General features: G+C 41.9%; 28 protein-coding genes. 17 read left to right on the forward strand and 11 right to left on the reverse strand.

Features of this window, described 5'->3' with window-relative positions:
• Positions 1-143: 143 nt before the first annotated feature.
• A complete protein-coding gene (locus tag MHH65_RS03395; protein ID WP_024426671.1) occupies positions 144-1,733 on the forward strand; it encodes an alpha-glucoside-specific PTS transporter subunit IIBC in 1,590 nt (529 codons plus the stop codon).
• Between the two features lie 17 nt (positions 1,734-1,750).
• Positions 1,751-3,076, forward strand: a complete 1,326-nt coding sequence (locus MHH65_RS03400) for a 6-phospho-alpha-glucosidase (RefSeq protein ID WP_024426670.1) — start codon at positions 1,751-1,753, stop codon at positions 3,074-3,076.
• Positions 3,077-3,180: 104 nt separating this feature from the next.
• Here the strand turns inward: MHH65_RS03400 and MHH65_RS03405 are convergent, their stop codons facing one another.
• Positions 3,181-3,552 (reverse strand): hypothetical protein, encoded by a 372-nt coding sequence (locus tag MHH65_RS03405; protein ID WP_024426669.1) that lies wholly within the window; start codon positions 3,550-3,552, stop codon positions 3,181-3,183.
• A gap of 184 nt (positions 3,553-3,736) precedes the next feature.
• On the opposite strand from MHH65_RS03405, the gene MHH65_RS03410 reads away from it, so the two are divergent.
• Both MHH65_RS03410 and MHH65_RS03415 read left to right on the forward strand, forming a co-directional pair.
• Positions 3,737-4,174: an Rrf2 family transcriptional regulator gene (locus MHH65_RS03410; protein ID WP_024426668.1), complete on the forward strand. Its 438-nt coding sequence runs from the start codon at positions 3,737-3,739 to the stop codon at positions 4,172-4,174.
• Between the two features lie 65 nt (positions 4,175-4,239).
• Entirely contained in the window at positions 4,240-5,151 is a 912-nt protein-coding gene (locus MHH65_RS03415) for an NAD(P)/FAD-dependent oxidoreductase (RefSeq protein ID WP_268413539.1), read from the forward strand.
• 10 nt (positions 5,152-5,161) lie between these two features.
• Here the strand turns inward: MHH65_RS03415 and MHH65_RS03420 are convergent, their stop codons facing one another.
• A complete protein-coding gene (locus MHH65_RS03420; RefSeq protein WP_024424563.1) occupies positions 5,162-5,362 on the reverse strand; it encodes a hypothetical protein in 201 nt (66 codons plus the stop codon).
• 114 nt (positions 5,363-5,476) lie between these two features.
• On the opposite strand from MHH65_RS03420, the gene MHH65_RS03425 reads away from it, so the two are divergent.
• Positions 5,477-6,124 (forward strand): DUF3885 domain-containing protein, encoded by a 648-nt coding sequence (locus MHH65_RS03425; protein WP_024426666.1) that lies wholly within the window; start codon positions 5,477-5,479, stop codon positions 6,122-6,124.
• A gap of 33 nt (positions 6,125-6,157) precedes the next feature.
• On the opposite strand, the gene MHH65_RS03430 is transcribed toward MHH65_RS03425, so the two are convergent.
• Positions 6,158-7,486 carry a 6-phospho-beta-glucosidase gene (locus MHH65_RS03430; protein ID WP_024424565.1) on the reverse strand — a complete coding sequence of 443 codons (1,329 nt, stop codon included), beginning with the start codon at positions 7,484-7,486 and terminating at the stop codon, positions 6,158-6,160.
• A gap of 198 nt (positions 7,487-7,684) precedes the next feature.
• Between MHH65_RS03430 and MHH65_RS03435 the strand changes: the two genes are divergently transcribed.
• Positions 7,685-8,416, forward strand: a complete 732-nt coding sequence (locus MHH65_RS03435; RefSeq protein ID WP_024424566.1) for a MurR/RpiR family transcriptional regulator — start codon at positions 7,685-7,687, stop codon at positions 8,414-8,416.
• A 17-nt stretch (positions 8,417-8,433) separates the two neighbouring features.
• Here MHH65_RS03435 and MHH65_RS03440 read toward each other — a convergent pair whose 3' ends face one another.
• Positions 8,434-9,633, reverse strand: a complete 1,200-nt coding sequence (locus tag MHH65_RS03440) for an MFS transporter (protein ID WP_024426665.1) — start codon at positions 9,631-9,633, stop codon at positions 8,434-8,436.
• A 145-nt stretch (positions 9,634-9,778) separates the two neighbouring features.
• Here MHH65_RS03440 and MHH65_RS03445 point away from each other — a divergent pair, with 145 nt between their 5' ends.
• A complete protein-coding gene (locus MHH65_RS03445; RefSeq protein WP_024426664.1) occupies positions 9,779-10,258 on the forward strand; it encodes a YbaK/EbsC family protein in 480 nt (159 codons plus the stop codon).
• A 36-nt stretch (positions 10,259-10,294) separates the two neighbouring features.
• Here MHH65_RS03445 and MHH65_RS03450 read toward each other — a convergent pair whose 3' ends face one another.
• Positions 10,295-11,203, reverse strand: a complete 909-nt coding sequence (locus tag MHH65_RS03450; protein WP_024426663.1) for a LysR family transcriptional regulator — start codon at positions 11,201-11,203, stop codon at positions 10,295-10,297.
• Positions 11,204-11,306: 103 nt separating this feature from the next.
• On the opposite strand from MHH65_RS03450, the gene MHH65_RS03455 reads away from it, so the two are divergent.
• Positions 11,307-12,509: an MFS transporter gene (locus tag MHH65_RS03455; protein WP_024426662.1), complete on the forward strand. Its 1,203-nt coding sequence runs from the start codon at positions 11,307-11,309 to the stop codon at positions 12,507-12,509.
• Positions 12,510-12,571: 62 nt separating this feature from the next.
• Here MHH65_RS03455 and MHH65_RS03460 read toward each other — a convergent pair whose 3' ends face one another.
• Positions 12,572-13,651: a DUF3900 domain-containing protein gene (locus MHH65_RS03460; protein ID WP_024426661.1), complete on the reverse strand. Its 1,080-nt coding sequence runs from the start codon at positions 13,649-13,651 to the stop codon at positions 12,572-12,574.
• Positions 13,652-13,849: 198 nt separating this feature from the next.
• Positions 13,850-13,999: a DUF1540 domain-containing protein gene (locus MHH65_RS03465; RefSeq protein WP_073204211.1), complete on the reverse strand. Its 150-nt coding sequence runs from the start codon at positions 13,997-13,999 to the stop codon at positions 13,850-13,852.
• Positions 14,000-14,355: 356 nt separating this feature from the next.
• Between MHH65_RS03465 and rfbF the strand changes: the two genes are divergently transcribed.
• From rfbF to MHH65_RS03490, 5 genes are read left to right on the forward strand one after another with little or no spacing between them, the layout of a single operon-like run.
• Entirely contained in the window at positions 14,356-15,120 is a 765-nt protein-coding gene (gene rfbF / locus MHH65_RS03470; protein ID WP_024426660.1) for a glucose-1-phosphate cytidylyltransferase, read from the forward strand.
• A 4-nt stretch (positions 15,121-15,124) separates the two neighbouring features.
• Positions 15,125-16,096: a GDP-mannose 4,6-dehydratase gene (locus tag MHH65_RS03475; RefSeq protein ID WP_024426659.1), complete on the forward strand. Its 972-nt coding sequence runs from the start codon at positions 15,125-15,127 to the stop codon at positions 16,094-16,096.
• A gap of 12 nt (positions 16,097-16,108) precedes the next feature.
• Positions 16,109-17,020 (forward strand): putative nucleotide-diphospho-sugar transferase, encoded by a 912-nt coding sequence (locus tag MHH65_RS03480; protein ID WP_024426658.1) that lies wholly within the window; start codon positions 16,109-16,111, stop codon positions 17,018-17,020.
• Complete coding sequence (locus MHH65_RS03485) at positions 17,017-18,207, forward strand: glycosyltransferase family 2 protein (protein WP_024424576.1); 1,191 nt, start codon at positions 17,017-17,019, stop codon at positions 18,205-18,207. The genes MHH65_RS03480 and MHH65_RS03485 overlap by 4 nt, the downstream gene beginning before the upstream one ends.
• On the forward strand, positions 18,208-19,137 hold the full coding sequence (locus tag MHH65_RS03490; RefSeq protein WP_024426657.1) for a putative nucleotide-diphospho-sugar transferase: 930 nt from the start codon (positions 18,208-18,210) through the stop codon (positions 19,135-19,137).
• A 31-nt stretch (positions 19,138-19,168) separates the two neighbouring features.
• Here MHH65_RS03490 and MHH65_RS03495 read toward each other — a convergent pair whose 3' ends face one another.
• Both MHH65_RS03495 and MHH65_RS03500 read right to left on the reverse strand, forming a co-directional pair.
• Positions 19,169-20,407 (reverse strand): MFS transporter, encoded by a 1,239-nt coding sequence (locus MHH65_RS03495; RefSeq protein WP_024426656.1) that lies wholly within the window; start codon positions 20,405-20,407, stop codon positions 19,169-19,171.
• Between the two features lie 147 nt (positions 20,408-20,554).
• On the reverse strand, positions 20,555-22,594 hold the full coding sequence (locus MHH65_RS03500; protein WP_024426655.1) for a penicillin-binding transpeptidase domain-containing protein: 2,040 nt from the start codon (positions 22,592-22,594) through the stop codon (positions 20,555-20,557).
• A gap of 263 nt (positions 22,595-22,857) precedes the next feature.
• Between MHH65_RS03500 and MHH65_RS03505 the strand changes: the two genes are divergently transcribed.
• Positions 22,858-24,282: a DASS family sodium-coupled anion symporter gene (locus MHH65_RS03505; protein ID WP_268413555.1), complete on the forward strand. Its 1,425-nt coding sequence runs from the start codon at positions 22,858-22,860 to the stop codon at positions 24,280-24,282.
• On the opposite strand, the gene MHH65_RS03510 is transcribed toward MHH65_RS03505, so the two are convergent.
• A complete protein-coding gene (locus MHH65_RS03510; protein WP_046314051.1) occupies positions 24,279-24,626 on the reverse strand; it encodes a hypothetical protein in 348 nt (115 codons plus the stop codon). The two genes, MHH65_RS03505 and MHH65_RS03510, sit on opposite strands and share 4 nt — an antisense overlap.
• A gap of 91 nt (positions 24,627-24,717) precedes the next feature.
• On the opposite strand from MHH65_RS03510, the gene MHH65_RS03515 reads away from it, so the two are divergent.
• Positions 24,718-24,945 (forward strand): hypothetical protein, encoded by a 228-nt coding sequence (locus MHH65_RS03515; RefSeq protein WP_039177063.1) that lies wholly within the window; start codon positions 24,718-24,720, stop codon positions 24,943-24,945.
• Here MHH65_RS03515 and MHH65_RS03520 read toward each other — a convergent pair.
• On the reverse strand, positions 24,926-25,405 hold the full coding sequence (locus tag MHH65_RS03520; RefSeq protein ID WP_065215108.1) for an Hsp20/alpha crystallin family protein: 480 nt from the start codon (positions 25,403-25,405) through the stop codon (positions 24,926-24,928). The two genes, MHH65_RS03515 and MHH65_RS03520, sit on opposite strands and share 20 nt — an antisense overlap.
• Before the next feature lie 65 nt (positions 25,406-25,470).
• On the opposite strand from MHH65_RS03520, the gene MHH65_RS03525 reads away from it, so the two are divergent.
• Together MHH65_RS03525 and MHH65_RS03530 are read left to right on the forward strand one after the other, a co-directional pair.
• Entirely contained in the window at positions 25,471-25,728 is a 258-nt protein-coding gene (locus MHH65_RS03525; protein ID WP_003213975.1) for a hypothetical protein, read from the forward strand.
• Positions 25,729-25,734: 6 nt separating this feature from the next.
• A complete protein-coding gene (locus tag MHH65_RS03530; RefSeq protein ID WP_034282744.1) occupies positions 25,735-25,968 on the forward strand; it encodes a hypothetical protein in 234 nt (77 codons plus the stop codon).
• Positions 25,969-25,984: the final 16 nt, after the last annotated feature.

The raw sequence follows: 25,984 nt of genomic DNA on the forward strand, positions 1-25,984 counted from the left end.
GTGCCCTCCAACATGAAAATATTTTCTTCCTGTGAAAATATAATCTAATGTTACAACTTGATTTCTAAATACGTCAAACCTATTGGTTTTTGTAAGCGCTACCTTTACAGTGATGTTATGGATCAAGCAAAGGGGTTATGCTTATGAATGCAATCAAGCGGTTTGGCAGTGCTATGGTAGTTCCTGTACTTTTATTCGCGTTTTTTGGTATTGTTGTCGGCCTCGCGACTTTATGTAAGAATCCAGCGATTATGAGGGAAATGGCTGGAGAAGGTACGATGTGGTACAAGGTTTGGTCACTGATTGAAAGCGGGGGATGGACGATTTTCAATCATATGGAATTAGCCTTTGTGATTGGATTGCCCATCTCACTTGCAAAAAAAGCGCAAGCACGTGCGACGCTCGCAGCTTTGATGATTTATCTTGTATTTAACAATTATATTCATGCTATTTTGACACTTTGGCCGTCTACTTTTGGCGTTGATTTATCGCAAGGTGTCGAGAACGTAGCGGGTGTAAAAGAAATTGCGGGTATACCTACGCTGGATACAAGTATCATTGGTGCGGTGATGATATCTGGAATCGTCATTTGGATCCATAATCGTTTTTATGATCAAAAGCTGCCTGAAATGCTTGGGATTTTCCAAGGGCTTGTATTTGTTGTCATCATCGGATTCTTTGTGATGATTCCTATTGCTTTTATCGTTGCTTTTGTATGGCCCTATGTTCAGCAGGGGATACAATCTCTCCAAGGGTTCATGGCACAGTCTGGTTATATTGGTGTCTGGCTGTTTCATTTCTTGGAAAGGGTGTTAATTCCAACAGGACTTCACCATTTTATTTATACACCTTTTGAGTTTGGTCCAGCGGCTGTAAATGGGGGGTTAAAACCATATTGGATTGCTCACTTAAATGAATTTGCGTCCTCCACTTCCGATTTGAAGGATCTTTATCCATACGGATTTTTACTGCATGGGAATATTAAGATGTTTGGCTGTTTAGGGATAGCTTTAGCCATGTATTTTTCAACACCGAAAGAAAACAGAAAAAAGGTTTTGGCATTGGTATTACCCGCCACATTAACAGCGGTATTTGCCGGAATTACAGAACCGCTTGAATTTACATTCCTATTCCTCGCGCCTTATTTATTTGTGATACATGCACTTCTTGGTGCGACCATGGTGACAATCATGAATATGTTTGGTGTTGTCGGAATGATGGGTTCCGGGCTTATTGAAATAGCTGCATTGAACTGGATCCCGCTCTCTTCGAATCATGGAGGGACTTATCTGATCCAAGCGATGATTGGACTTCTTTTTACAGCCGTGTATTTTGTCATATTTAGATGGATGATTGTGAAATTCGATATTCCATTACCAGGACGAAAACATGAGGAGGAGACGAGGCTATATACAAAACAAGATTATGAGAATGCTCATAAAAAAGGTCATGAGCAAAAGGAAGCGCCCGTTTATGCGTCTGAGTATGAAGAGAAAGCCGTTTATTTCTTAGAAGGCCTTGGCGGTAAAGAAAACATTAAAGATGTGACAAACTGTGCCACACGTCTGCGTATTACAGTGATTGACCCTAGCTTGGTGAAAGATAGGGACTACTTTACAAAAAATAAACTGGCCCACGGCATGGCGAAGAGTGGTCAAAGCATTCAAATCATTGTTGGCTTAAGTGTACCGCAAGTAAGAGAGTCCTTTGAGACAAAACTTTCATTAGATTAAAAAAGGAGCTGGATATGATGAAAAAATTTAATATTACCATCGCTGGAGGCGGAAGTACATTTACACCGGGGATCATTTTGATGCTGTTAGACTATCTAGATGAGTTCCCAATTCATACAATTAAACTCTATGATAATGATGAAGCTAGACAAAAGACGATTGCAGATGCATGTGAGATTATGTTAAAAGAACGAGCACCAGAAGTACGATTACTGGCAAGCACGGACCCAGAAGAAGCCTTTACTCAAGTCGATTTTGTGATGGCACATATTCGTGTCGGGAAATATGCAATGCGAGAATTAGATGAGAAAATTCCATTGAAGCATGGAGTCGTCGGACAGGAAACATGCGGCCCAGGCGGGATAGCTTACGGAATGCGGTCCATTCCAGGTGTATTAGAACTTGTCGATTATATGGAAAAATACTCACCTGAAGCTTGGATGTTAAACTATTCTAACCCTGCAGCGATAGTAGCAGAGGCAACACGTAAGCTAAGACCGAATGCCAAAATTTTAAACATATGTGATATGCCAATTGGCATCGAAGAATTAATTGCCAAAAATTTAGGCTTATCTTCGCGGAAAGAACTAGAAGTCGATTACTATGGTTTGAATCATTTTGGCTGGTGGACAGATATTCGAGATAAAGCAGGAAATAGCTTAATGCCTGAGGTGATTAAGCATGTAAGCCAGCATGGTTATGCAACAGATGGAACATCTGAGCTAGAACAGCAGAAGAGCTGGAACAGTACATTAAAAAAGGCCAAAGATATTCAAGCGCTTGATCCAAAAACGGTACCGAATACGTATTTGAAATACTATCTATTTCCAGATGAAGAAGTGGCACATTCAAATATCGAGTTCACGCGTGCCAATGAAGTGATGGAGGGGCGGGAAGCTTTTGTTTTTAGTGAATGTCAGGCCATCCTTGATAAAGGAACTGCAAAGGAAACAAAGCTGACCATTGATGAGCACGCTTCCTATATCGTTGATTTGGCACGAGCCATTGCTTTTAATAAAAAGGAACGGATGCTGATGATCGTAGAGAACAATGGCGCTATTAGGAACTTTGATCCAACAGCCATGGTCGAAATTCCTTGTATCGTTGGCAGCAATGGTCCAGAAAAATTAGTAGTTGGAGAGATTCCAAGATTCCAAAAAAGTCTCATGGAGCAGCAAGTTGGCGTAGAAAAACTAGTAGTAGAAGCATTTGAAGAAGGGTCCTATCAAAAATTATGGCAGGCCATCACATTATCGAAAACGGTGCCGAGTGCTAAAGTAGCAAAAGATATTTTAGACGACTTAATTGTGGCAAATCAAGCATTTTGGCCAGAGTTAACATAACAAAAGAATAAGCAATATGGGCGTGACAGCGCTCATATTGCTTATTTGTTTTTTCAACCGATGTATTGTAAAAGCCTCCTTACCAAAAGGGGGCCGCCATTCCCTTACTCTGCGCTCTCCTCAACCTCACGGCTATCCTCTGTTTCACCAATATAAATAGGGCCGTTTGCGTGGTCGATTCGGATTGGCCATTCGTACGGAATTTGAAGACGTCTAGCAATGGCTCTCCAGAATTTTGTGGAATCCATTTCGAATTCTTGAAAGTCTTTTAATAAGTCTTTGTAAGACGAGCCATCGAATTGAATGAACATATCTTGAAGGCGCATGAACGCGACATGTCTCACTTCAAGTGCTGCTGCGGCATCCATTTCTTCTTCTGTTGCTTCTCCGATGATTGTACCTGCGGGCGGAAGCATGTCGTATACGTTAAATTCCTCTTCTTCTTCGTGTGCTGCATTGTGCTGTTGATCTGACATTTTTATTCACTCCTTCTAGTTCTCAATCAAAACTTTATTTCGTGCTTACTTCTATTATCGGAAGGAAATATGAAATGTGGAATGAAAAGTGGAGCAGATTCACAACTCTTGCTTTTTTCTCTTGAATCATCTATGATCAATTACAGATATAAAAGGTCTATAATAGATAGAAAGGAGTTTCCTCATGAAATATTCTAAAGCAACCAACTATGCGCTGCATACGATGGTGTTTTTAACTCTTGCACCAAAGGGTAAAGCGATTGGTGTTGAGCCTCTTGCTAAGATACAAGATCTTTCACCAACCTATTTATCCAAAATTTTAACAAAGCTTGTGAAGGCGGGATTGATTGAATCAACACCTGGTGCAAAGGGAGGTTATACCCTTATCAAACGAAAGGAAGACATTTCTTTTTTAGATGTCATTCAGGCTGTAGAAGGACAAACGAATTTATTTCGCTGCTCCTTAGAGCATGACTCCTTTATGCCTCATGATGGCTGTTTGATTGAACAAGTTATGCAGGATGTTGAAACGAAAATGCAGGAGACATTAAGTCAAAAACGGTTAATTGATATTGCGAGCCAAATTGAACAGACAGAAAAAAATCCATTTTTCAACATGTGATTTTTTTGAACTAATTATAGATATTAAGAGTCTTTAAAATCTTGAATAGAAAAGGAGAGATTGATATGTTATTAGATTGTGCCATTATCGGAGGCGGGCCAGCCGGATTAAGTGCAGCACTTGTTGTAGGGAGAGGCAGAAAGCAAGTCATTGTATTTGATGATGAGCTGCCAAGAAATCGAGTGACGCAGGAATCACATGGATTTATTACAACCGATGGAATGACACCGTTTGAGATCAGACGAGCGGGAGAGGCAGATCTTCAAAAATACCCTAATATCAAAATCAAACGAAGTCGAATTGTTGATATACAAAAGAAAGAGGAAAGATTTACGTTACTAACACACGAGGGGGATAGATTCGAAGCGAAAAAAATCATTTTGGCAACAGGTCTTCAGGATATACTGCCAGAGATCGAAGGAATTCATGATGTGTACGGAAAAACGTTGTTTAGCTGTCCTTTCTGTGATGGATGGGAATTAAAGGACAAAGCACTTGCCCTCATTGCAGAGAATCAGCGAGCCTTGCACATGGCTAAGCTTCTTTCCAATTGGACAAAGGATTTGATCGTGTTTACGAATGGGCACGTGTTGGCTGAAGAGGACAAGGTACTTCTGACGGCACATTCTATTCAAGTCATTGATGTGCCAATTGTGTCGATTGATCAAGACAATGGGCAGCTGCGCTCTCTCCAGCTTGCAAATGGGGAGACAGTGAAAAGGGAAGGCGGTTTTGTCGCAAGTGAATTCAAGCAGTCAGCCCCATTTGCCGAAAAGCTTGGCTGTCAAATGACGAAGAATACGGGTATCGAAACAGATATCCTTGGACGTACAACCGTCAGTGGTGTCTTTGCATGTGGTGATAATCTAGGCGGTCCTGCTCAGTTAGTTCTCGCAGCAGCTGCTGGAAGCCAGGCAGGAATGGGTGTCATTCATGAACTTGTGCAAGAAGAGTTTCAGGAAAAAACATCTCTATAAAAAGAGATGTTCAGCGATGAGCGGTTTTCTGTTTTGCTAAGACGTGAGCTGTCCATTCAAAAATTGCGTAGATAACAAAGAAGATCAGGATCCAGCTGCTGGCATCGACCCATACATTGGTGATCTGAATGATGTTCGCCTGATCAAGTCCAGCCTGTATCCACATGGTGATCAGTGCTGTAAGGAACACTTGTAAAAACCATTTTTTCAATTGGTCACACCTCCATCTCTTTCTATCATATAAGAAATGACAGTTTATTTCCAATTTGTTTCCCTATATGTTTCAACGGTAAAATGAAAAATAAAACGAGTGAAAGGAAAGCAAATGAGTGATCAAACAAATATGTTTCTAAAAAATCATTTTCCTCATCTTATCCTCACGCCGCCTCTTTTTTATGAGTGGCCTATTGGACTTCGGTTTGAAGTGGCAGATTGGTCATTAGGAAAAGAATCGATTGTATTAGAAAAAGCGGGAGATCGTGCTTTAGAGATTGTGAAATATGTTTTTGATCCAGAAGACGAGATGCTGCTTGTGACGGATGTGTATACAGATCATGAACATGAATTAACGAAGCGTAAGCTCCTTGTCTATCAAAAATATGTGCATCGGCAAGTGAGGAACAGATTGCGACACGAGCTTTTGACTTATGTACGTCCAGAAGTAGAAGATTCACTGACATTAGAGAGATTTACACTCAAATGTCAGCTGCAAGACATTCGATTGCGTCCGCTTCTCCATGCGATGTGCCAGGAGGACTTCTATGCACCGAATCAAATCTTGAAGGGAAAACTGGGGTATGAAATTTACCTAATGAATCTCTCAAAAAAAATGATTTTTCACTTATATGATGATCGAGGCTGTGATCTCATTGCGGCAGATGCTGAGCGTCTACGCCCAGTCTATGAAGGCTTACAGCACTGGCTATTAGACTATGATCGTCCTCAGATGGACCGGCTGTTTGCAGCCAAATAAAAAAACCGCACTTTCGACAAGTGCGGCTTCTTTTTATGCTTCTACTTTATTGAAGAACTGTGGCAAATATTCTTTGTGTGCTTCTAGCATTTCATCTAGGATGCTTTTTGCAATGGCATCTGATGGGACAAGCGGGTTGATGGTCATTGCGACAAGAGCTGTGTTGTAATCGCCTGTCACGGCTGCTTCAGCAGCTACACGTTCAAAGGATTTAATTTGAGAAATAAGGCCTTTGACAGCGACCGGCATTTCACCAACAGCGATTGGTTTAGGACCGTCTTTTGTGATCACACAGTTGAGTTCAACCGCAGAATCATTTGGAATGTCACTAATAGCCCCGTTATTAATGGTGTTTACAGGCTGAATGTCATGCTTGTCGTTATAAATGGATGCAATCAAGTTGCAAGCCGCATCACTGTAGTAGGCACCGCCTCGTTTTTCAAGCTGTGGCGGCTTGATGTCGAGATCAGGGTCTTTGTAAAGCTCGAACAAATCATTTTCTAATGCGCGAACGACTTCAGCACGTGTTCCTTCATTTGCTGCTGCTTTCTTTTCCTCAGCCAGCATATCACTTGTTTTGTAGTAGTAACGGTGATACGGACAAGGAATGACGCCAAGCCCTTTTAAGAAATCAGCATCCCACGGAATCGCTTGAATGTTGTTCATCGACATGCTGGAGTTTGGATCAGCCATGTCTTCGATGACTTGATCCATGATGCTTTTGCCATCTAAGAATACATTGAGTCCAAAGACCATATGGTTTAATCCAGCAAAGCTGACTTCGACTCTGCTTGCGTCGACACCAAGCCCTTTGGCGATTCCCATGCGAATGCCGATCGGCACGTTGCATAAACCAACGACTTTACGATGGTTTGAATAACGAAGAACGGCTTCAGTGACCATACCAGCTGGATTTGTGAAATTCACAAGCCATGCATTCGGGCAAAGCTCTTCAATATCTTTGACAATATCAAGAATGACAGGAATGGTGCGAAGTCCTTTGAATAGACCTCCTGGACCATTTGTTTCTTGACCAATGACATCATATTTTAAAGGAATGCGTTCATCCTTCATACGTGCTTCAAGAAGTCCGACACGGAATTGTGTTGTGACAAAATCAGCATCTACAAGTGCTTTCCTGCGATCTAATGTTAAATGAACCTCGATTGGAAGCCCTGCTTTTTTGACCATGCGTTTTGCAAGATTTCCGACGATCTCAAGCTTTTCTTTTCCCGCTTCAATATCAACGAGCCAAAGCTCGCTAATCGGAAATTCATCGTATCGTTTAATAAATCCTTCTACAAGCTCTGGTGTATAGCTTGATCCTCCGCCAATTGTGACAACCTTTAATCCTTTTGCCATGTTCTGCACCTCCGAATAATGTAACGCGCAATGTTATAATAGAGAAGAGTCTTTTTTCTTGTTTGTACATCTATAGCTTATCGTGAGAGCATCATGTCGTAAATGACTACAGTGTCTTTAGGCAAGGGTGCCCTATTTAGAGATTTGTTACATAAAAGAAACACATTGTGACATGTAGTTGGAGAAAGGGGAAGTCAGATGTTTTCAAGTGAGGTCATTTCCAGCTTTAATGAACTAGAAAGCGCTTTATACCGATATATCATGGAAAACAGTGAAAAGGTCGTGTACATGAGAATTCGAGATCTTGCAGATGCTGCACATATTTCCACCTCGTCTGTCCTTCGCTTTTGCCGAAAAGTAAATTGTGAAGGCTTTTCAGAGTTTAAAGTGAAGCTCAAAATGTATTTAGAATCAGAGCAGACACCTTCTTTAAAAAGCACCCAGCACTTTCTATATGAATTTATTGAACGAACATTGAAGGGAGACTTTGAGGGGAAAATTAAGGAGGCAGCGAAGCTCATTGCTGAGGCAAAAAATGTGCTGTTTATCGGAACTGGCAGTTCTGGCATTTTGGCGCAGTATGGGGCGAGGTACTTTTCAAGTCTTGAGAAATTTTCATTTTACATCAACGATCCGTTTTTCCCGATGAATATGCAGTATTTAGACAATAGTGTCACCATTGTGCTGTCTGTATCAGGGGAGAACAGTATTACGATTGATCATATTTCGAAGTTAAAAAGAGAAGGCAGCAAGATCATTAGTATTACGAATAACCAGCACTGCACGATTTCACGCATTTCAGATTTAAATATTGCCTACTACGTCACAGATGAGCGGGTCCACAGAGCCAATATCACCACACAGACGCCAGTTGTGTATATTTTAGAAGCCATGGCCCGTGACATGTTTGCGATGTTAAAAGAAAAGTAAAAGAGCCGCTGCATACATCAGCTGCTCTCTTTTTTCTGCTTCATAAAAGCAAGGATGGCAATGCCGGAACAAACGAGTACAAATAGACCGCCCAGCAAATACACAGACCTCGCCCCGTATACATCTGCAATCAATCCAACAAAGAAAATAGATAAACCGACCGATACTGAAGAAAGGACGTAGTGAGCCGAATACACCTTTGATAAATCATGTACTGGTGTTTCCGTTTGAAGAATGGTTTGCTGCGAAACATCTCGGATTTGGTAGGCAGGCCCCATCAAAATACAAAGCACCAAAGCAAGCCACGGCAGGCTGTTCAGTGAATAGACAATGGTCAGCACTGCATAAATGAATGAACCAGCTGCCATATAGAGGAGAAGCTGTTTTTGAATAAACTGACTCATCCATGCAGCTAAGAGCCCGCCTATGATCGCACCTGTATAATAAGCGGCATTGATAAACCCCCACCATTCCTCACCTTGCTTTAAATCATGGGTGACAAAGGCAAGCGTAATCGCCCCGATCCACACAGCACCCGCAATATTTTCACAAACATCCATAAAGGTCAGGGTGCGCACCGTTTTATTTCTCCAAATGATCGTCCAGCCATCTTTGAAGCTGTTCATCTTATTTGCTTTTCGAACCGTCTCTTCTTGCTTGAGAAGAGGAAAAACAGGGATGAAAAATAGATAAGACAATACAATCATGACACAGGTGATCCACATTAAATAAAATGGCCCGATCCATAGGACCAGCATTCCAGTGAACGAATAACCGGCGATTTGAACCATTTGATGAAAAATGGAGGCTGTACTGTTTGCTTTCACAAGCTGATTTGCTGGTACAAGCATCGGCATGATCGCCTGCATTAAAGGACTGATGAACCCGCCTGTGAGGGAAATCAAAATAAGCGCACTAAACAACCAGACCATATGCTGCTGAAAGAAATGAAATTGGGCTGTAAACACGATGAGCATCCCAAGACGTAAAAGCGGGACCCATTTCAATAGCCGGCCAGCTTGAAAGTAATCGGTTAAAACAGGAGAGAAGAGCCCAGCCAATAGCTGGCATATTGTTCTAATCAGGGGAAATACAGCCGCATAGGCAACAGATTGTGTATCTTGATAAATGACAAACGTGATCGTCATCACAAATAAAATATCACTCAGCATGAGAAGGCTTTTACTGCTTGTATAACACCAAAACTTGTTTCCCATATCAAACCGGCTCCTTTTCAAAAACAAGTTCAGTATAGCATGGTGATGGTGTGTCCAGAGGTTTTTCATTGAAAAATACATCTTAAGGATGAGAAGATTGTGATAAGCTAAATGAAGGACATTGTAAGGAAAGGGGTTCAATCGATTGAAAAAATTACCGGCACATGACTTTTTGGACAAACATGGCATCCCATATGAGGTCAAAACATTTTCTGCCGAAACAGAAAAGGGTGCAGCAAATGTAGCAGCAGCTCTTGGTTTTCGTGAAAGACAAATGATTAAAACATTGATTTTTGAAACAGGAGAAGGGGAGCAGCTGCTTGTGATGGTTGGCGCTGACCAGCATATTAAGTCAGGGAAACTCAAGAAAGCGGCCGGCTCCCGTAATATTAAAATGGCTTCACCGGAAAAGGTTCTTGAAGTGACGGGCTATCGAATTGGTTCGATTCCGCCGTTTTGCTGGCAGCCAGAAGGATTCCGCACCATTATTGAGGCTTCGTTATTAGAAGAGGAAATATTAGGTGTTGGGGCAGGCGAATGGGGAAATGAAATCCTCATCACCCCAGAACAATTGGTGAAAGCCTCAAAAGCTGTACCGTTTGACATCGTGCAGCCAGCTGAATAGAGAAAAAAAGTGCCTGTTTCAGAAGCAGGCACTTTTTTAATTGGCAGCAGGCGAAGTAAATGGACCGATACCTTTCATTTGCAGGAAGGCATCCACGGTTCTATTTTCTTCAAGATCATTCGCCCGTTTGCACACAACAACCGGTCTGACGATCTCAATGCCTTCAATGTACACGCGCCCAATTTCTTGCCGCTTGAGACTGCCGTGAACCGCATCACGGGGAACAAGTGTGATGCCATATCCAGCTTTGATCATTTGAATCGCTTCATGAACACCGCTGAATTGTAAATCAACGGTCGGTTTTTTGATTCCTTTCGAGGTAAAAAGAGAAAAGAGCTTATCTCTTGTGGAACTGCCTTCTTCACGCATCAAAAAAGGCTCCTGACTCAGGCGCTCCAGCGGGACCGTTTTTCCGTTTAACGGATGGTCTGCCGGCACAATAAAATCATAGCTTAAATTCGTTAAATGAGAAGTGAGAATCTCCTCATGGTGCAAATCCTCGATCACAGCGATGGCTACATCTGATTCATATTGAAGCAGGCTCTCTAAAACTTGAGCGGAGTTTCCGCTTTTTAATTCAATTTCTGTCTGTGGTGAAGATGTTTTAAAAGCAGCAAGCCAATCTGGCAGTAAAAAGTTGAGTGGTACATAGGTAGAAGCGATGCGGAGCCGCCCCTTTTTTCCGTTTTGTAAAAGTGTGATCTGATATTCTACTTCTTTTTCAGCCTCGAACACTTGCCGGGCATAAGGGTATAGAATTTTCCCCATTTCCGTAAGTGTAATGCCTCTGCCATTTCGTTTAAAAAGACGGAAACCGATCTCACTTTCAATGCTTCTAAGCTGAGCCGTCACAGCTGGCTGTGTCAAAGATAGCACGTCTGCTGTTTGTGTAACGCTTTTTGTCTCTGCGACCTTTGCAAAAATCCGTAGGGCATGTAAATTCAACTTTGCACCACCTATCAATTATTTTGATGGTTTAATCAAAAACATTCATTAGATTTATTATAAGGCATCCCTTATTGTAAAGATAGCGAAGGGGGAAGGGAAAATGGATCATCGTCAAAAGCAAGTGGTGTCAATATCACTTATCACAGCATTTGCACTGATTGGGGATTCAATGCTTTATATTGTTCTTCCGATCTATTGGAAAGAGGTTGGTTTATCATCTATTTGGGAGGTCGGGCTGCTGCTGTCCATTAACCGATTCATCCGCATCCCGCTAACACCTGTCGTTTGGTGGCTTTATCGGTTTGTCCCAATGAAGACCGGTGTATTGATCGCTATTTTGATTGCATCAGTGACCACAGTGCTTTATGGTGTGAGCGGTTTTTGGCTGCTGCTGATTTGCCGCTGCGCTTGGGGGCTGGCATGGACGTTATTGCGTATGAGTGGAATGAGATTAATTGCTGAGATGGAGGAAAGCTCTCAAGGGCATTATACGGGCATTTATAATGGGCTTTACCGGCTTGGCAGTTTATTCGGCATGTTATTTGGCGGAATATTCGCCAGCCTGATCGGCTTCCAGTCCATGACGCTTGTTTTTGGTTTACTCTCATTACTAGGGATCATTTTTTATGTCTCTTTGGATGAGATTGAAAAGGGAGAAGAGGGGCAGGTGTATCAAGTCATCAAACAGAGGTGGCTTGCACGGGATGTTGTAAAAGTATTAATGACAGGTATGCTGATCGCACTTGTGATACAAGGCTTATTCGCATCAACCCTCAGCCATGTCATTGAAGCAAGGATCGGTCATGGAGAATTTGCTCTGTTCGGCTTTGTCATCGGAGCTTCGGCTTTAAGTGGAATCATTCAAGCGCTCAGATGGGGATGGGAACCATTTGTCGCACCGAAAACGGGCAGGTGGTTTGATGGGCTTGTGATGAAGGAACGAACGCTTTGCTGGATGTTTCTTTCATTTGGAGGTCTCAGTTTTCTGGCGGTCATGCTGAAGGTAAGCGGCTGGTTTCTTGTGATGCTGCTTTTGATCCAGCTGCTCTCAACAATCTTAACGACATTAACGGATACGCTTGCTTTTCAAAAAGCGTCTGCTCAAACAGATAAAAACCGCTTCCTCGCAAGCTATTCCTTTGTTCAAGATATGGGAGCGGCTTTAGGACCCTTGTGCGGGTATACGATGATTCAGTTTTTTGGATCAAGCAGCGTCTTTTGGCTGATGCTCATCATAAGCTTACTGCTTGTCAGCATGTGGGCAAGAGGCAGGGAGCTGCATGTTACTTCTGATCCAGCTTAATAATCAAGCGTTATACAAAGAAACTGCCTCATGCGCTGAATGCAAGAGGCAGTCGTGTTTTTTTATTCTAGATCTGAATCATAGGCTTTTTGCGTTAGCTGGCTGACCACCTCTTTTAACCCATTTGGTTTATGAAACTCAACAGGTGTGCTTCCTTTTTCGAAGACGATTTGATCTGCTTCAACGAGCACGACATATCGATTGTTGAGCTTTGCAATATGGATCGAGTGGCCAAAGTCTGCTAGAAGACCTTTGATTTCCGTTTCGCCTAGACGCATTTTCATTGTGATATCAGGGGTTTGTTCAACAATATGGGAGGCCGCTTGTGTGACCTGCTCTGTATCGAGTGTTTCTCTAATTTCTCGCTTTTCACTCGCTTCCCATATTTCAAGATCCTCTTCAAACTGCTTTAATTCTTCACTTTCATCCTGTAATGTTTCAAAAACCTGTTCCTGTACCATATTCATAACCTGTGATTTCATGATTTCAGGCATGGATTCACCGTATTCGACGAACTTCAAAAAGTCTTCAAAATAACGAGCGTGTGAAGATTGGTGAATTTTCACTTCAGCTTCTTCAGTCATTCCCTCTTCTGGCATAAACGGGTATTGAATCGATTTCATGTTTTTTGTCGTAATAGCCATTTCGACTTTTCTAATCAAGGTAGATGTATCAGCGATAGAAGCCACTTTTTGTTCGAAATCGCATTTCATAATAAAGACAAAGGAATCATCGAAATACTTTTTAGGAACAGCAGAAGCAACTAAAAAAACGCCGCCTCTGACAGCACTTGTATCTAAATATGTGCGAACAAACTGTTCACTGCATTCATTAAACAATTCTTTTGTATCTGCAAATCTCGTTTGATGAAATAGGTTGTAGTTTGGATTTGAATCAAGCTCATGACCAGGCTCTACAATAAATCGGCCAATTTTGGTCGGTACTTGTTCAGATTTAGGGTGTCGGTCCACTTTTCGTTTGACGATTTTTTTCAGTTCACCGTCTAAAAAGTCCTTCAGCTCACTTTGTTCAAATTCCTCTTGATCTAGTGTTTGATAATGTTTAAATCGTTTATTTGCTTGTTCATCTTTGCCTTCGATTTCCACGACAAAGAATGATAGAAAACGTATCGTAAAATCCATTGATTGGTCACCACTTTTTCTTCTTCGGATATGTTGAGTATAGAAAAAGGAGTGAAAATCGTCAACGAATGGAGAAATATCGTGTCATTATTTCCCGAGAAATGTTTATTGAAAAACACTTGATAATAATTATCATTCTTGATAGAATGGTAAAAGAAAAGAAGGAACCTGCCAGTTCCTTCATCTCAGAGAAAAATATTATTTTGTTTCAAATGTTTCGCAATCAGTTTCAGCATTGCGAGTCACTTCAGTCATCGTGTTTTTACCGATTTTAATGGTAGAAGCGGTACAGCTGTTTTCAGCCCAAAAACGGCAAGAGTTCACTTCACAAAGAACGTTTTGTGCCAAGGGAATTCACCTCCGTAATTCATATTGAGAATGAAACAAGCTGCCACTTGAATTCATTCAATCTAGTAGTCTCTTTGTAGAAAGAGGCTGTTTGTGCTGGTTATGCACATGTTTATCATACCATCTACCCTGAAAATATACAATTTAAACTTTGGAAGAGCGAGAATATGAATCTCGCTCTTTTTTTATTTGTAAAAATAGTTAAATGCTAGGTGGCACACTCTCTCATTTCGACATATGAATAGAGTAGATTCAAAACCTGATGTCGGACAAAGTATGGGGGTACATGTACTGACTTTCCGCATAAAGATAGGGTTTTTAATCAAAAAATCTTCATAGAGAGATGAGGGGAGAAGATGAAAGCAGTCATTCTCTGCGGAGGAAAGGGAACGAGAATGAGTGAGGTCACACAAGCGCTTCCTAAACCACTTGCTATGATCGGAGATCGGCCTATTCTATGGCATATTATGAAAATCTATCAGTATTACGGTGTAGACGAATTTATCCTATTGCTTGGATATAAAGGAGAGAAGATCAAAGAGTACTTTCTGAACTACGACTGGCAGCATCACAGCATGCAGCTCGATATGGCGACAGGAGAAATGAAGCTTTTAGGGAAAAAGGAGAACTGGAAAATCACCTTTTTAGATACAGGTGAAGATACGATGACAGGCGGACGTTTAAAGCAGGCACAGGATTACATTGGTGATGAGACCTTTATGATGACGTATGGTGATGGACTGGCCAATATCAATATGTTTCATTTGCTGAAACGTCATCAGGATCTTGGAGCAGCTGCGACTGTCACAGGCATTGAAAAGAAGTCCCAGTACGGGACACTGAAGGTGTATAACGGGATGGCACAATCCTTCTCTGAGAAGACAGACAGTATCGGGATGATCAATGGAGGATTTTTTGTGTTGTCTCCAAAGGTATTTGATTATTTGACAGATGATGACCAATGCGTGTTTGAAGCGGAGCCTCTTCAAAAACTGGCGGATGATGGAGAGCTTGCCGTTTATGAGCATCACGGATTTTGGACAGCAATTGATACGTATAAAAACCTGAAGGAAATTAACGACATGTGGACAGATGGAAAACAACCATGGAAGGTTTGGTGACAGCATGAGCGGATTTTGGAATGGAAAGAACGTATTTGTAACTGGGTGTACAGGGCTGTTAGGGAGCTATCTCGTTAAGGAATTGATTGATCAAGGGGCAAACGTGACTGGACTTGTGCGTGATCAGGTGCCTCGATCGAATTTATATCAAGGCAGTCAGTTTGAAAAAATGAATGTGGTGCAAGGCGCATTAGAGGATATGCAGACGATTGAACGTGCGTTAGGAGAATATGAAATTGACACCGTCTTCCATTTGGCTGCCCAAGCCATTGTTGGGGTCGCAAATAGACATCCTGTTTCTACATTTGAAGCGAATATTTTAGGGACATGGAATGTACTGGAGGCATGCAGAAGACAGCCGCTGATCAAACGAGTGATCGTGGCATCAAGTGACAAAGCCTACGGTGATCAAGAGCAGCTGCCATACGATGAAGACATGCCGTTAAACGGGAAACATCCGTATGATGTTTCGAAGAGCTGTGCAGATCTCATTTCTCATACGTACTACAACACATATGGTCTTCCGGTTTGTATTACACGATGCGGTAATTTATATGGAGGCGGAGATTTGAATTTCAACAGAATCATTCCGCAAACCATTCAGCTTGTGTTAGAAGAAAAGGCGCCGGAAATTAGAAGTGACGGGACATTTATTCGTGATTATTTCTACATTGAAGATGCAGTGAAGGCTTATTTACTGCTAGCTGAGAAGATGGAGGAAAAAGGGCTGGCGGGAGAAGCCTTTAACTTTAGTAACGAAATTCAGCTGACAGTGCTAGAGCTTGTGGATAAGATTTTAAAGGCAATGGGAAGTGAACTGAAGCCTCGTATTCTCAACCAAGGAACACATGAAATTAAGCATCAATATTTGTCAGCAGAGAAAGCGAGAAAGCTGCTTGATTGGAAGCCTGATTACTCCATTGATGAAGGCTTAGAGAAGACGATTGAATGGTACCGCGAATTCTTTCAAAAATAGAGGTGTAAAAAGATGAACAGCATATATTGTACGGTTCTTTCAAGTGGAAGACTTTATCAAGCCATTGCGTTTTTCTTATCGTTGAAGCAAGTAGAAGATGATGCTGTCATCAAGACGTTATGCATGGATGATGCTGCATTTGATTTGCTTCATCAAATGAATTTTCCGCATGTGGATCTTGTTCATGTACGGGAGCTCGAAACACCAGAGCTGCTGGAGAAAAAAGAGGAACGGGATGCATCGGAATATTGCTGGACCTTAAAGCCGATTTGGATTGAGTGGTTATTTGAACAGGAGCAGGCAGAGAGCGTGACCTATCTTGATGCGGATTTGTTCTTTTATGAGAGCCCTCAGGTGATTTTTCAACATCAGCCGAATGCTTCTGTTTTAATTTCGAGAGGGGATATTGTCATTCCAAGCTTTGATGCAGAGGAAGTGAAGATGCTTCAGAAGCTTTTAGGACGCTATAACTCAGGTTTTCTGCATTTTAAAGGAGATGAAGCCGGACGAAAATGCCTCAGCTGGTGGAAAGAAGAATGCTTAAAAGAATGTAAAAATGCACCGGGAGAAGGCAAGTTTGGCGATCAAGGATATCTAGATCATATGCCGAGGCTGTTTGACAAAGTAGAAGATATTGAGACAAAAGGCGTGAATATTGGTCATTGGAACTATGGGCAGCATTCTTATCGGGAGGAGAATGGACGTATTCTTCTGGAGGATGGGCACCCGCTCATTTGCTATCATTACAGCGGCTTTCGGATTGTGAGCAAGGATGAGATGCAGCAAATTCATGAAAAAGGACGAAATGACCTGCCGTTTTTCCAAGAAGCCTATCGGCAAGTGCTTCGCCATGTGATTGAATCTGTGGAGCAGGTCGATCCGCTGTTTAACGGCTATGCCAAACGGGAGGAGGATGACGCATGAACGAAAAGCCAAAGGTAAGCGTCATTATTCCAAGCTATAATGCCAAAGAGCGTTTAGAAGGAAGCCTTTTTTCATTAACGCTTCAGGAAACAGATATTCCATTTGAGGTCATTGTTGCCGATAATGGCTCAACGGATGGCACGATGGAAATGCTCGAGAATATTGAGGTGAACTTCCCATTTAAAAAGGTGCGTATTCCTGTCAATCAAGGGATTGCAAAGGGGCGTAATCATGCCATTCGCGAGGCGGAGGGAGATCTGCTCATTTTTCATGACAGTGATATGCTGGCAGAACCGAGATTTATTCAAAAGCATGCAGAGGCTCATGCTGACAGGGAGGATCTTGTCATTTGCGGTGTGTGCTGGAAGCGGATTTATCGCTATTTTTACAAAGCGTTTGATAAGGATCATATGAAGCGGTTGAAAAAGCAAGGACTGTATAAACGGAAAATGGAGGACAAAACACCTCTTTTATCATTGGAAGAAGTCGAAAATGGTGCATTTTTAGAGAAAAGCTTCGATTTGCAGTCTGAGTTTATTGATATTCTGAAAGACATTTTGGAAACGTACCACTATGATTTAGGTTCTTATGAGCTGCCATGGCGATTTTTTATTACAAATAACTCCTCTGTTAAACGTAAGCATGTCATGGCACTAGGGATGTTTGATGAAAATATCGTTCGGTACGGATTTGAGGATTATGATTTAGGGATTCGATTGAATCAGCTTGGTCTCTCCTTTGAATTGCGAGAGGATATCATGAGTGTGCATCAAGAGCATCCAAGTAATTTAACGTCATTTGATGACATCAAATACAACATTTTGTATATGTGTGAGAAGTATAACAATATTGATTCCATTGATGTCCACTTGGCTTTCTCTGGTCCGTTTTCTCACACTGTGACAAATGATATTGTGAAAGAAGTTCGGCAGCTGCGTGAGAATCCAGCATTTGATGACCTGTTATCCTATTTTTTAGAGCTGCTTCATTTGATCACAGAACGGAATGTAGGCATCAAACGGGATAAAAAAGATATGTTGACAGCCAAGCATGTTCCTTTGAAAAAGCTGGCAGAAGCGGCGCAGCTTGCACGTGAGGAGTATGGCTGCATGGTGCTTGTAGAAGCCATTCAAGGGCTGACGAAAGAGCTGTTGCGCGTTGATTTGTTCCAAGTGGATGTGTTGTAAATGGCGTCTTATCACTTTACAACCATTGTGTCGAATACCCATGTTTTTAAGCTTTTGGCGCTGATTCATTCGCTTGAACAAAACGCGCATGCCTTCAAGCTTTCCGTTTTATGTGCAGACCCTTTGGCTTATAAGGTATTAAAGGAGTTCCCTCACCAGCATGTTCAATATGAACAGCTTGAGAACATTGAAGATGATACGCTGCGGAAGGCAAAAGAAGATCGAACGTTTCATGAGTATTGCTGGACATTAAAGCCTGCTTTTCTGCTCAACATTCTTGAGTCCTCAGATGCAGATTATCTTGCCCATCTGGATACGGATTTGTATTTTTATCATGATCCAGAGGCGATTTTTGCAGAGAATCCAAGCGCTCATTTATTTTTGACGGATCATATGAATTCCAAGCGGTTCTATCATTTTTATGAGTTGTCTGGCCGCTTTAATACTGGGTTTGTAGGCTGCCGTAACACAGATGTTGCCAAACAGGCAGTCACGCAATGGAAAGAAAACTGTCTTGCCCATTGTACAGTAGAAATGGATACAGAAAAAAAGACGTACGGAGATCAGCGGTATGTGGAAAGATGGGTTGATGATTTTGAAGGGGTTCATATCGTTGCATCTAAAGGAGCCAATGCGGCGATTTGGAACATTGAAAACTACAAGCTTTCAGTTGTAAAAGGAGATATGTATCTCGACGAATGTCCACTCTTGTTCTATCATTTTTCTGCCTTTACGATCATTGACGAGAATACCTTTAACCTTAATTGGTATTATTATATGAAAGAACAGAAGCTTGTGGATCATTTGTATATTCCGTATGCCGACTTGGTTCATCAAAAGATTAAGCAGGTGCAAAAGGTATTTCCAGAATTTAAGCAAGGATTTATTGCAAGGAAGCATGTTCCTGATACGCATTTTTATGAGAGATGAAAAACCGCTCATTTATTGAGCGGTTTTCTTTTTATGATTCATTCCATTTGGAGATGGTTTGGTCGCTGGGAAGTAAGAAGGCTAGGATGCCTAATATCGGTAAAAAGGCAACACCGATCATGGTAGGCGTTAAGCCGAAGGCATCAATGAATGAACCGAGGGCAACCGATCCGATTGCACCCATACCAAACGCAAGCCCAACAGTTAAACCAGACATTGTGCCAATTTTCCCGGGAAATAGTTCTTGGGCATAAACCACGGTGACAGAGAAGCTTGATGTCAAAATGAGCCCAATCAGTCCGAGTAAAACATAAGCAAAAACCGGTCCGGCAAATGGCAGCAGCAGGGCAAGCGGGAAGGATGCCAATAAGGAAACTAAAATCACGTTTTTCTTGCCAAAGCGGTCTGCAAGCGGCCCGCCTAAAAATGTCCCAATTGCACCAAGAATAAGAAATAAGAAGATATAAGTCTGTGATTCTTTAATCGTCAAACCGTATTGTTCAATCGCATAAAACGCATAGAAATTCGAAATGGCATTTCCATACCAAGAGCGGGCAAAGATGAGAAAGACGATAATGCCAAGTGCAATGAGTGCTGATTTACGATGAATATCAGATCTGACAGCTTTTGCAGGAGCTTTTTTCGCTTCGGCCCGAATGGTTTGAAGCCTTCCTGCGTACCATCTTGAAATATAAAGAAGGAAACCAACCGCCAACATTCCAACAATCGTAAACCAAGCCACGCCTGTCTGACCGAGCGGGACGAGCATTAATGCAGCGATAAGCGGAGCAAAGGCTTGACCTGTATTCCCGCCTACTTGATAGATGGACTGGGCAAGACCTCGTCTTGGACCAGCTGCCATGTTGGCAACACGGGAGCCCTCTGGATGGAAGATCGCAGAGCCGAGTCCGATAAAGACAACGCAAAGCAGGATGGTGGCAAACGACGGAGCAAACGCGAGTCCGAATATACCGACAGCACTTGAAAATAAAGCAATCGGAAGTGCATAAGGCATCGGTCGTTTATCTGTGTACCACCCAATAGCTGGCTGCATCACGGAGGAGACCATATTTAATGTAAAAGCAATCAGCCCTAATTGTGTAAAGGTCAGCCCCATTGAGCGTTCCAATATAGGGAACATCGCAGGAATAACGGCTTGTAATGTGTCGTTCAGCATATGACAAATACCAATAATCAATAAGATGGGATAAACCGTTGAGCCGGTAACAGAATGTTGAGGTTTATCCTTTGTACGAGCAGCAATGGCCAATGAGACTTCCTCCCTTCATTTATCTGTTTTCTGTTTTTTGCATTCTTCTCATTTTATTCATAAGGTGAACTATAAAACAATAGCAAATTGTCATGATTTAGAAAAAAAGAGACACAAGCATTTGATTGAGCTTGTGTCTCTAAAGAGTTATTTGTAAAAAGAAGCAATGACAGGCTTCATTTTTTGAACGACGAGTCCACTGCCGCCGCGGTTTTTCACCCCTTCGATCATGCCGACGAGGACGTAATCTTCTTTTTTAGGATTAAACGCAAGTAAAAATCCATTTTCAGTGCCGTCTGTTGCACCTTGTTTGCTTTTTAATTCTGCCGTTCCCGTTTTAGCGGCAATATCCGCTCCTTCGATTTGTAAGGAGTGGGCTGTTCCGTTTGGACTGGTCACGACCTTAGTCAATGCGTCTTTCACTGTGTTTGCCGAGCCTTCTTTGATGATTTGTTTTGGTGATGCTGTTTTTTCATCTTGAATCACTCGAGGGTAGACAAGCTTGCCTCCTGTGGCAAATGGAGAATAGGCATGTACTTGTTCAATCGGTGACATGAGTAATTCGCCTTGGCCATACGCCGAGTCAGCCAGTAAGATATCCGATTGAATACCATCGTTTGATACTTGTGCAGGCTTCATTGTAAATGGCATGTGTAAGTCTTCGCCAAATCCAAATGCTTTCACTTTTTTCTCGTAGGTGTCTTTGCCGATTTCGAGTGCTTCCTGTCCAAAATAAATATTGTCTGAGTACACAAGGGCATCGACCATATTGACTTTTTCTTTATCGTGAACACGTGTGATGCGATAATTTCCCCAAGATTGATCCTTTTGCCATTTCAGTCCATGAATGGTACGCACTTTGTCGGGCTTTGTGACACCTGTTTCCAGCCCAATGGCGGCTGTAATGGTTTTGAATGTGGAGCCTGGTGCATACCGGCTCGCATATCGAGCTTGGAATGGAAGGTCTGGATTTTCACTGTATGCCTGATATTGCTTAGGTGTAATCCCGTTTGTCATGAGATTGACATCGTAGGAAGGGGTGCTGACAAGTGCTAATAGATCACCTGTTGATGGATTCATGATTGTGACGGCCCCTTTTTCACCTTTCAGCTGATCATAGGCTTTTTTCTGCAAAGAAGCATCAATCGTCAGCTTCACTGTTTTTCCATCTTTTCGAGCTGATTTTTGCAATGTTTCTTCAATGCCTGTTTCATCATGGACGATGAGAATGCTTCCGCCATCTTGTCCGCGTAAGTTTTTGTCAAATGTGAATTCAAGGCCGGTTTTGCCGATGATTTGATCCGCCTTTAATGCTGGATTTCTTTTGATATCATCCGCATTTGCTTTTCCGACATATCCGGTGAGATGGGCGGCGGCTTTGTTATATGGATAGTAGCGCATTTCCTTCGTTTGATAGGTAACGCCATTTATGTCCTTTGGAATTGGCTTTTGTTTTAACATCGATTTGAGTGGGACAAACGTGTCGTCTGTGACCCATGCTTGTTTCAGCTGATTGTTGATGAGTTCTTCCTCTATATCAAAAGCTTTGCTGATCTTTTTGATATTGCGTTCTTTTTCTTCTCCTGTTCCGAGCTTACCTGGGATGACGCCAAGTGCGTTTCCACCAGTTGTTTCTGCGAGCGTACGTCCTTTTCGGTCGACAATGTTTCCGCGGACAGCAGGGTCAGATTTGACCTTGATGGTATCTCCTTTTTCCATTTGCGGGAAGATGAGATTTGGTTTCCAGTCCACTTTCCACTTGTCATCTTCTTCGGTGAGAATGCCCTTGTAAGACAGCTTATGCAGCTTGCCAAGAGACGTTTTCATCGTTACATCATAGGAGAATTGATACCCATCTCCTTTGTCCTGTTTTTCAACGTTGAGCTTTGAAATGTTCAGATCATAAGCACCAATGCCGTTGAAAATATTGTCGTATTTTTCGGCTAGTTGTTTTTTTGAAAAGTCATTAGCTTTCAAAGATGTACTTGTCACCTCATCTGCCAGCTTCGTAAAGTCTTTCTTCTCCATATGTTTCGTAAAGTTTTGAGCGGCTTTTAAAGCCTCTTTTTCTTTTGAGAAAAGAGTATCTTTTAAGAAAAAGAAAGCAGCAGCAACGACGATGATGCTAAGAAGAGGGATGATGACTTTTTTCTGTTTCCAAAATGATTTTTTTTGATCCGTATACAATGAAAACACCTCAATTTTTTGATTAGATCCTCTATATTTTACAGTGATTGGTCGTGATTTGTATAGTTTCTCCTATGAAAATAGACCAAGGGATCATGTCATGGTTTGGGTAACGGGAGTAAAATAACAGCTATTTATGATGAAAGATATCTTCATTTTTTCTTATGATTTAAAGGATTTCTTAAAAGATCCTCGAATGTGGAAAATGAGAAAAAACATGATAAGCGCTTTCATTAGGGGGAATTGTTATCGTTTATAAAAAGGTGAATTTGATTGGACTTGTTCTTGGACCGACACTCTTTTTGCTCGTTCTTTTTCTCATACCTGAAGATGAATTGACCTATGCTGCGAGGGTAGTCTTGGGCATTACAGCTTGGACGGCCACATGGTGGGTGACTGAAGCACTGCCCATTCCTGCTACATCTTTATTGCCCATCATCTTGCTGCCGACACTTGGCGGGCTTTCTATGGAACAGGCATCAAGGTCTTATGGAGATCCGATCGTCTTTATGTACATGGGAGGATTTATGATCGCAATTGCCATTGAAAAATGGAAATTACATAGAAGAATGGCCTTACACATTTTAAGAGTGATTGGCACAAGAAGTGACCGCATTGTCTTAGGTGTCATGATCGCGACTGCTTTTTTATCTATGTGGATTTCGAATGCAGCGACAGCACTAATGATGCTGCCAGTGGCACTTGCAGTGATTAAAGAGGTCAAGACAAATGAAATCTTATCTGGTCCATCTCTTGATCGATTCAGTAAAAGCATCTTATTGTCAGTAGCGTATTCTGCGTCAATTGGAGGTTTGGCGACACTTGTCGGATCTGTGCCAAATGCGGTGTTTGCTGCGATGTCAAAAAAACTGCTAGATCGAGAGATTATGTTTTTCGAATGGTTTTTGTTTGGTTTTCCAGTTGCGATGATTTTGCTTATTCTCTTATTTTTGTATTTGACGAGGGTACAGTTCAAGGTAGAACACAAAGGTGACATGAGTGCAGCGTTCATTCAAAAGGGATTAGAGGATTTAGGAAAAATGAAAAGAGAGGAAAAATGGGTATTTGTTGTTTTTCTCATGACGGCGTTCTTATGGATTTTTAAGCTCTTTTTGTTTGGAGGGATGACCGTATCTGATACGTCTATCGCCATTTTCGGTGCCATGCTGTTATTTCTCATTCCAGCAACAAATGGAGAGAGAATATTAGAATGGCAGGATATGAAAGAACTGCCGTGGGGACTTTTGCTTTTGTTTGGAGGAGGGCTTTCGCTCGCTACGGGCTTTGCAGAAACCAATCTAACAGGATGGATCGGAGAAAATTTACGGCATTTAAACGGGCTTTCGTATATCATGCTGTTGATTATTTTAACGGGAGCGATTCTGCTTATGACTGAAATTATGTCTAATACGGCTGTTGCCAATATGATTATTCCGATAACGGTAGGGCTTGGTCTTGCGATTGGAATCGAGCCATATGGGTTAATGGCCGCGGCTGCTTTGGCTTCCTCCTGTGCGTTTATGCTGCCGATTTCCACACCGCCAAACGCCGCTGTCTTTAGTGCGGACGTGCTGAAAATATCTGATATGGTCAGTGCGGGTTTTTGGTTAAATATCATCAGTATTGTGGTGATTGTTCTTGCGGTCTATTTCTGGCTGCCGGTCGTGCTGAAAAGCCGAGCACATTAAGAAGATGAAGGCTTTGATCGAATCGAGACAACCGGTGTTTTTGTTTCTTTTGGCTTCGGTGTTTGTGTGGATTTTTTGATGCATGTGTCCTTTGGCGTGTAATAGGTTGCCCCAATATTGAGCCTGCCTTGAAGCTGGTCAATAGAAAGCTCCCCAAATTCTAAATGGTAGTCAATTTTGTCCACTCGCAGGGATTCGATATGGATGTGTGTATCCTCTGAGACAGGAGCAGCTGGTGCAGACATTTTTTGCTCAAGAGCGGCGAGTCTTTTTTCTAGCTCAATGACAGATGGGGATGGATTGGATTCAATTTTTTTAAAGAGTGATTGAATGAAATGTTTCAAGTAGACCACACCTTTTCTTCCGCCTTACTCTAGTCTATGGAAAAGCTGCCCCGTATATACTTATAGAGATGACAAGAAAGGGGAGAAGCATATGCTGCCTACTCAGATTCACATTGCCCATATGAAAACGAATTCGATTGGCACAGGATCATCTATGACGTTTGGCTCGACGTTTGTTCGCAATCATTGCAGTACGATCAAACGAAACAATGGCTTTGGGGAACAGAATGCTGATGGCGTGATCACGATCCTGCCAATTGAAACAATTGATGATCGTGATCAAATAGACGCAGTGAGTATCAATATTCGTCATCTATGATGATAGCCATCGCTTTTCCTTCATCCTTTTGCAGGCGGATGTAAAGTACACCGTCTTTAAAGGCAGCATTCATTTGACCAAGAATCATTTCTGGAAGGCGGATTTTCTTTTCAAACGGACCATACTTCCCTTGCTTTTGGCGAAAGTCCTGTTCGTTAAAAAAGGAAAAACGCTGTCCTTTCACAACCAAATATTCACCATATGATAACACCTGAACATCTTCCTTTCGGTAGCCAGGCAAATAAATTAAATATTGAATTTCTGCATGGGTTTCCACCATGTCGATTGGAGGAAACGACGCATCTGAACCCCGCTGATCCTGCTGTGTGAATGTAAATGGAGATGGACCGTTTGCCATAAAGGGGGATCTTTGCTCATCATCGAAGATCATTTTCCAAAAATCATCTCCATGCATTTGCTGGGCAATATCCATCCACTGCTTCATTTTTTCGAAGTCCATGTGAAGACCTCCCGTTAACATACTTGATGGGTGCTTGCATATACCTATAAAAAGGAGGTTTATCTGTGGTTCAACCAACTCCGTATATCAATATTAATATTTTCATGTTAAAAATTAATTCCTTTGAAAATGCGTCGGCGGTGAATGTCGGACAAAATTTGTTAGCAGAGTGGCAAAACTCAGATAAAAAAAATCAGGGTTACGGGCAGAATTTTGGAGATGCCAGCGGTTTTGTCGGTACAAAAAGCCATGTAGATGATCGAGATCAAGTGGACTCACCTGCCTCTTTTTCACCAGCAGCTAAACCCATTCAAAGGAAGTGACGTGTGATGTTATTCTCACCCTCAGTCGTCAATGTCGGTGCTTTTAAAATCAATGCAATGGATCGGGGTGCATCACTGACGCTAGGACCTTATCAGCAGATTGATTATTTTCTCTCAATGAAAATGAACCAAGGTTTTGGTGAGGACAATGGAGATTGTTCACCGCTTGTCATTCCGATTTCAAGCGTGCTAGATCCAGATATGGTGGACTCAAATTCAGTCAAAAACAGCGTGATTTAAGCAAAAAAAGAGACCG

It is taken from the genome of Bacillus sp. FSL L8-0654, assembly GCF_038629965.1.
In the GTDB taxonomy this organism is placed as follows: Bacteria; Bacillota; Bacilli; order Bacillales; family Bacillaceae; genus Bacillus; species Bacillus safensis.

What these genes read in the sequence shown, in the direction of transcription:
- MHH65_RS03395 (WP_024426671.1), top strand. Translation starts at nt 144, where the DNA reads ATGAATGCAATCAAGCGGTTTGGCAGTGCTATGGTAGTTCCTGTACTT.
- MHH65_RS03400 (WP_024426670.1), top strand. Translation starts at nt 1,751, where the DNA reads ATGAAAAAATTTAATATTACCATCGCTGGAGGCGGAAGTACATTTACA.
- MHH65_RS03405 (WP_024426669.1), bottom strand. Translation starts at nt 3,552, where the DNA reads ATGTCAGATCAACAGCACAATGCAGCACACGAAGAAGAAGAGGAATTT.
- MHH65_RS03410 (WP_024426668.1), top strand. Translation starts at nt 3,737, where the DNA reads ATGAAATATTCTAAAGCAACCAACTATGCGCTGCATACGATGGTGTTT.
- MHH65_RS03415 (WP_268413539.1), top strand. Translation starts at nt 4,240, where the DNA reads ATGTTATTAGATTGTGCCATTATCGGAGGCGGGCCAGCCGGATTAAGT.
- MHH65_RS03425 (WP_024426666.1), top strand. Translation starts at nt 5,477, where the DNA reads ATGAGTGATCAAACAAATATGTTTCTAAAAAATCATTTTCCTCATCTT.
- MHH65_RS03430 (WP_024424565.1), bottom strand. Translation starts at nt 7,486, where the DNA reads ATGGCAAAAGGATTAAAGGTTGTCACAATTGGCGGAGGATCAAGCTAT.
- MHH65_RS03435 (WP_024424566.1), top strand. Translation starts at nt 7,685, where the DNA reads ATGTTTTCAAGTGAGGTCATTTCCAGCTTTAATGAACTAGAAAGCGCT.
- MHH65_RS03440 (WP_024426665.1), bottom strand. Translation starts at nt 9,633, where the DNA reads ATGGGAAACAAGTTTTGGTGTTATACAAGCAGTAAAAGCCTTCTCATG.
- MHH65_RS03455 (WP_024426662.1), top strand. Translation starts at nt 11,307, where the DNA reads ATGGATCATCGTCAAAAGCAAGTGGTGTCAATATCACTTATCACAGCA.
- MHH65_RS03460 (WP_024426661.1), bottom strand. Translation starts at nt 13,651, where the DNA reads ATGGATTTTACGATACGTTTTCTATCATTCTTTGTCGTGGAAATCGAA.
- rfbF (WP_024426660.1), top strand. Translation starts at nt 14,356, where the DNA reads ATGAAAGCAGTCATTCTCTGCGGAGGAAAGGGAACGAGAATGAGTGAG.
- MHH65_RS03475 (WP_024426659.1), top strand. Translation starts at nt 15,125, where the DNA reads ATGAGCGGATTTTGGAATGGAAAGAACGTATTTGTAACTGGGTGTACA.
- MHH65_RS03480 (WP_024426658.1), top strand. Translation starts at nt 16,109, where the DNA reads ATGAACAGCATATATTGTACGGTTCTTTCAAGTGGAAGACTTTATCAA.
- MHH65_RS03485 (WP_024424576.1), top strand. Translation starts at nt 17,017, where the DNA reads ATGAACGAAAAGCCAAAGGTAAGCGTCATTATTCCAAGCTATAATGCC.
- MHH65_RS03490 (WP_024426657.1), top strand. Translation starts at nt 18,208, where the DNA reads ATGGCGTCTTATCACTTTACAACCATTGTGTCGAATACCCATGTTTTT.
- MHH65_RS03515 (WP_039177063.1), top strand. Translation starts at nt 24,718, where the DNA reads ATGCTGCCTACTCAGATTCACATTGCCCATATGAAAACGAATTCGATT.
- MHH65_RS03520 (WP_065215108.1), bottom strand. Translation starts at nt 25,405, where the DNA reads ATGGACTTCGAAAAAATGAAGCAGTGGATGGATATTGCCCAGCAAATG.
- MHH65_RS03530 (WP_034282744.1), top strand. Translation starts at nt 25,735, where the DNA reads ATGTTATTCTCACCCTCAGTCGTCAATGTCGGTGCTTTTAAAATCAAT.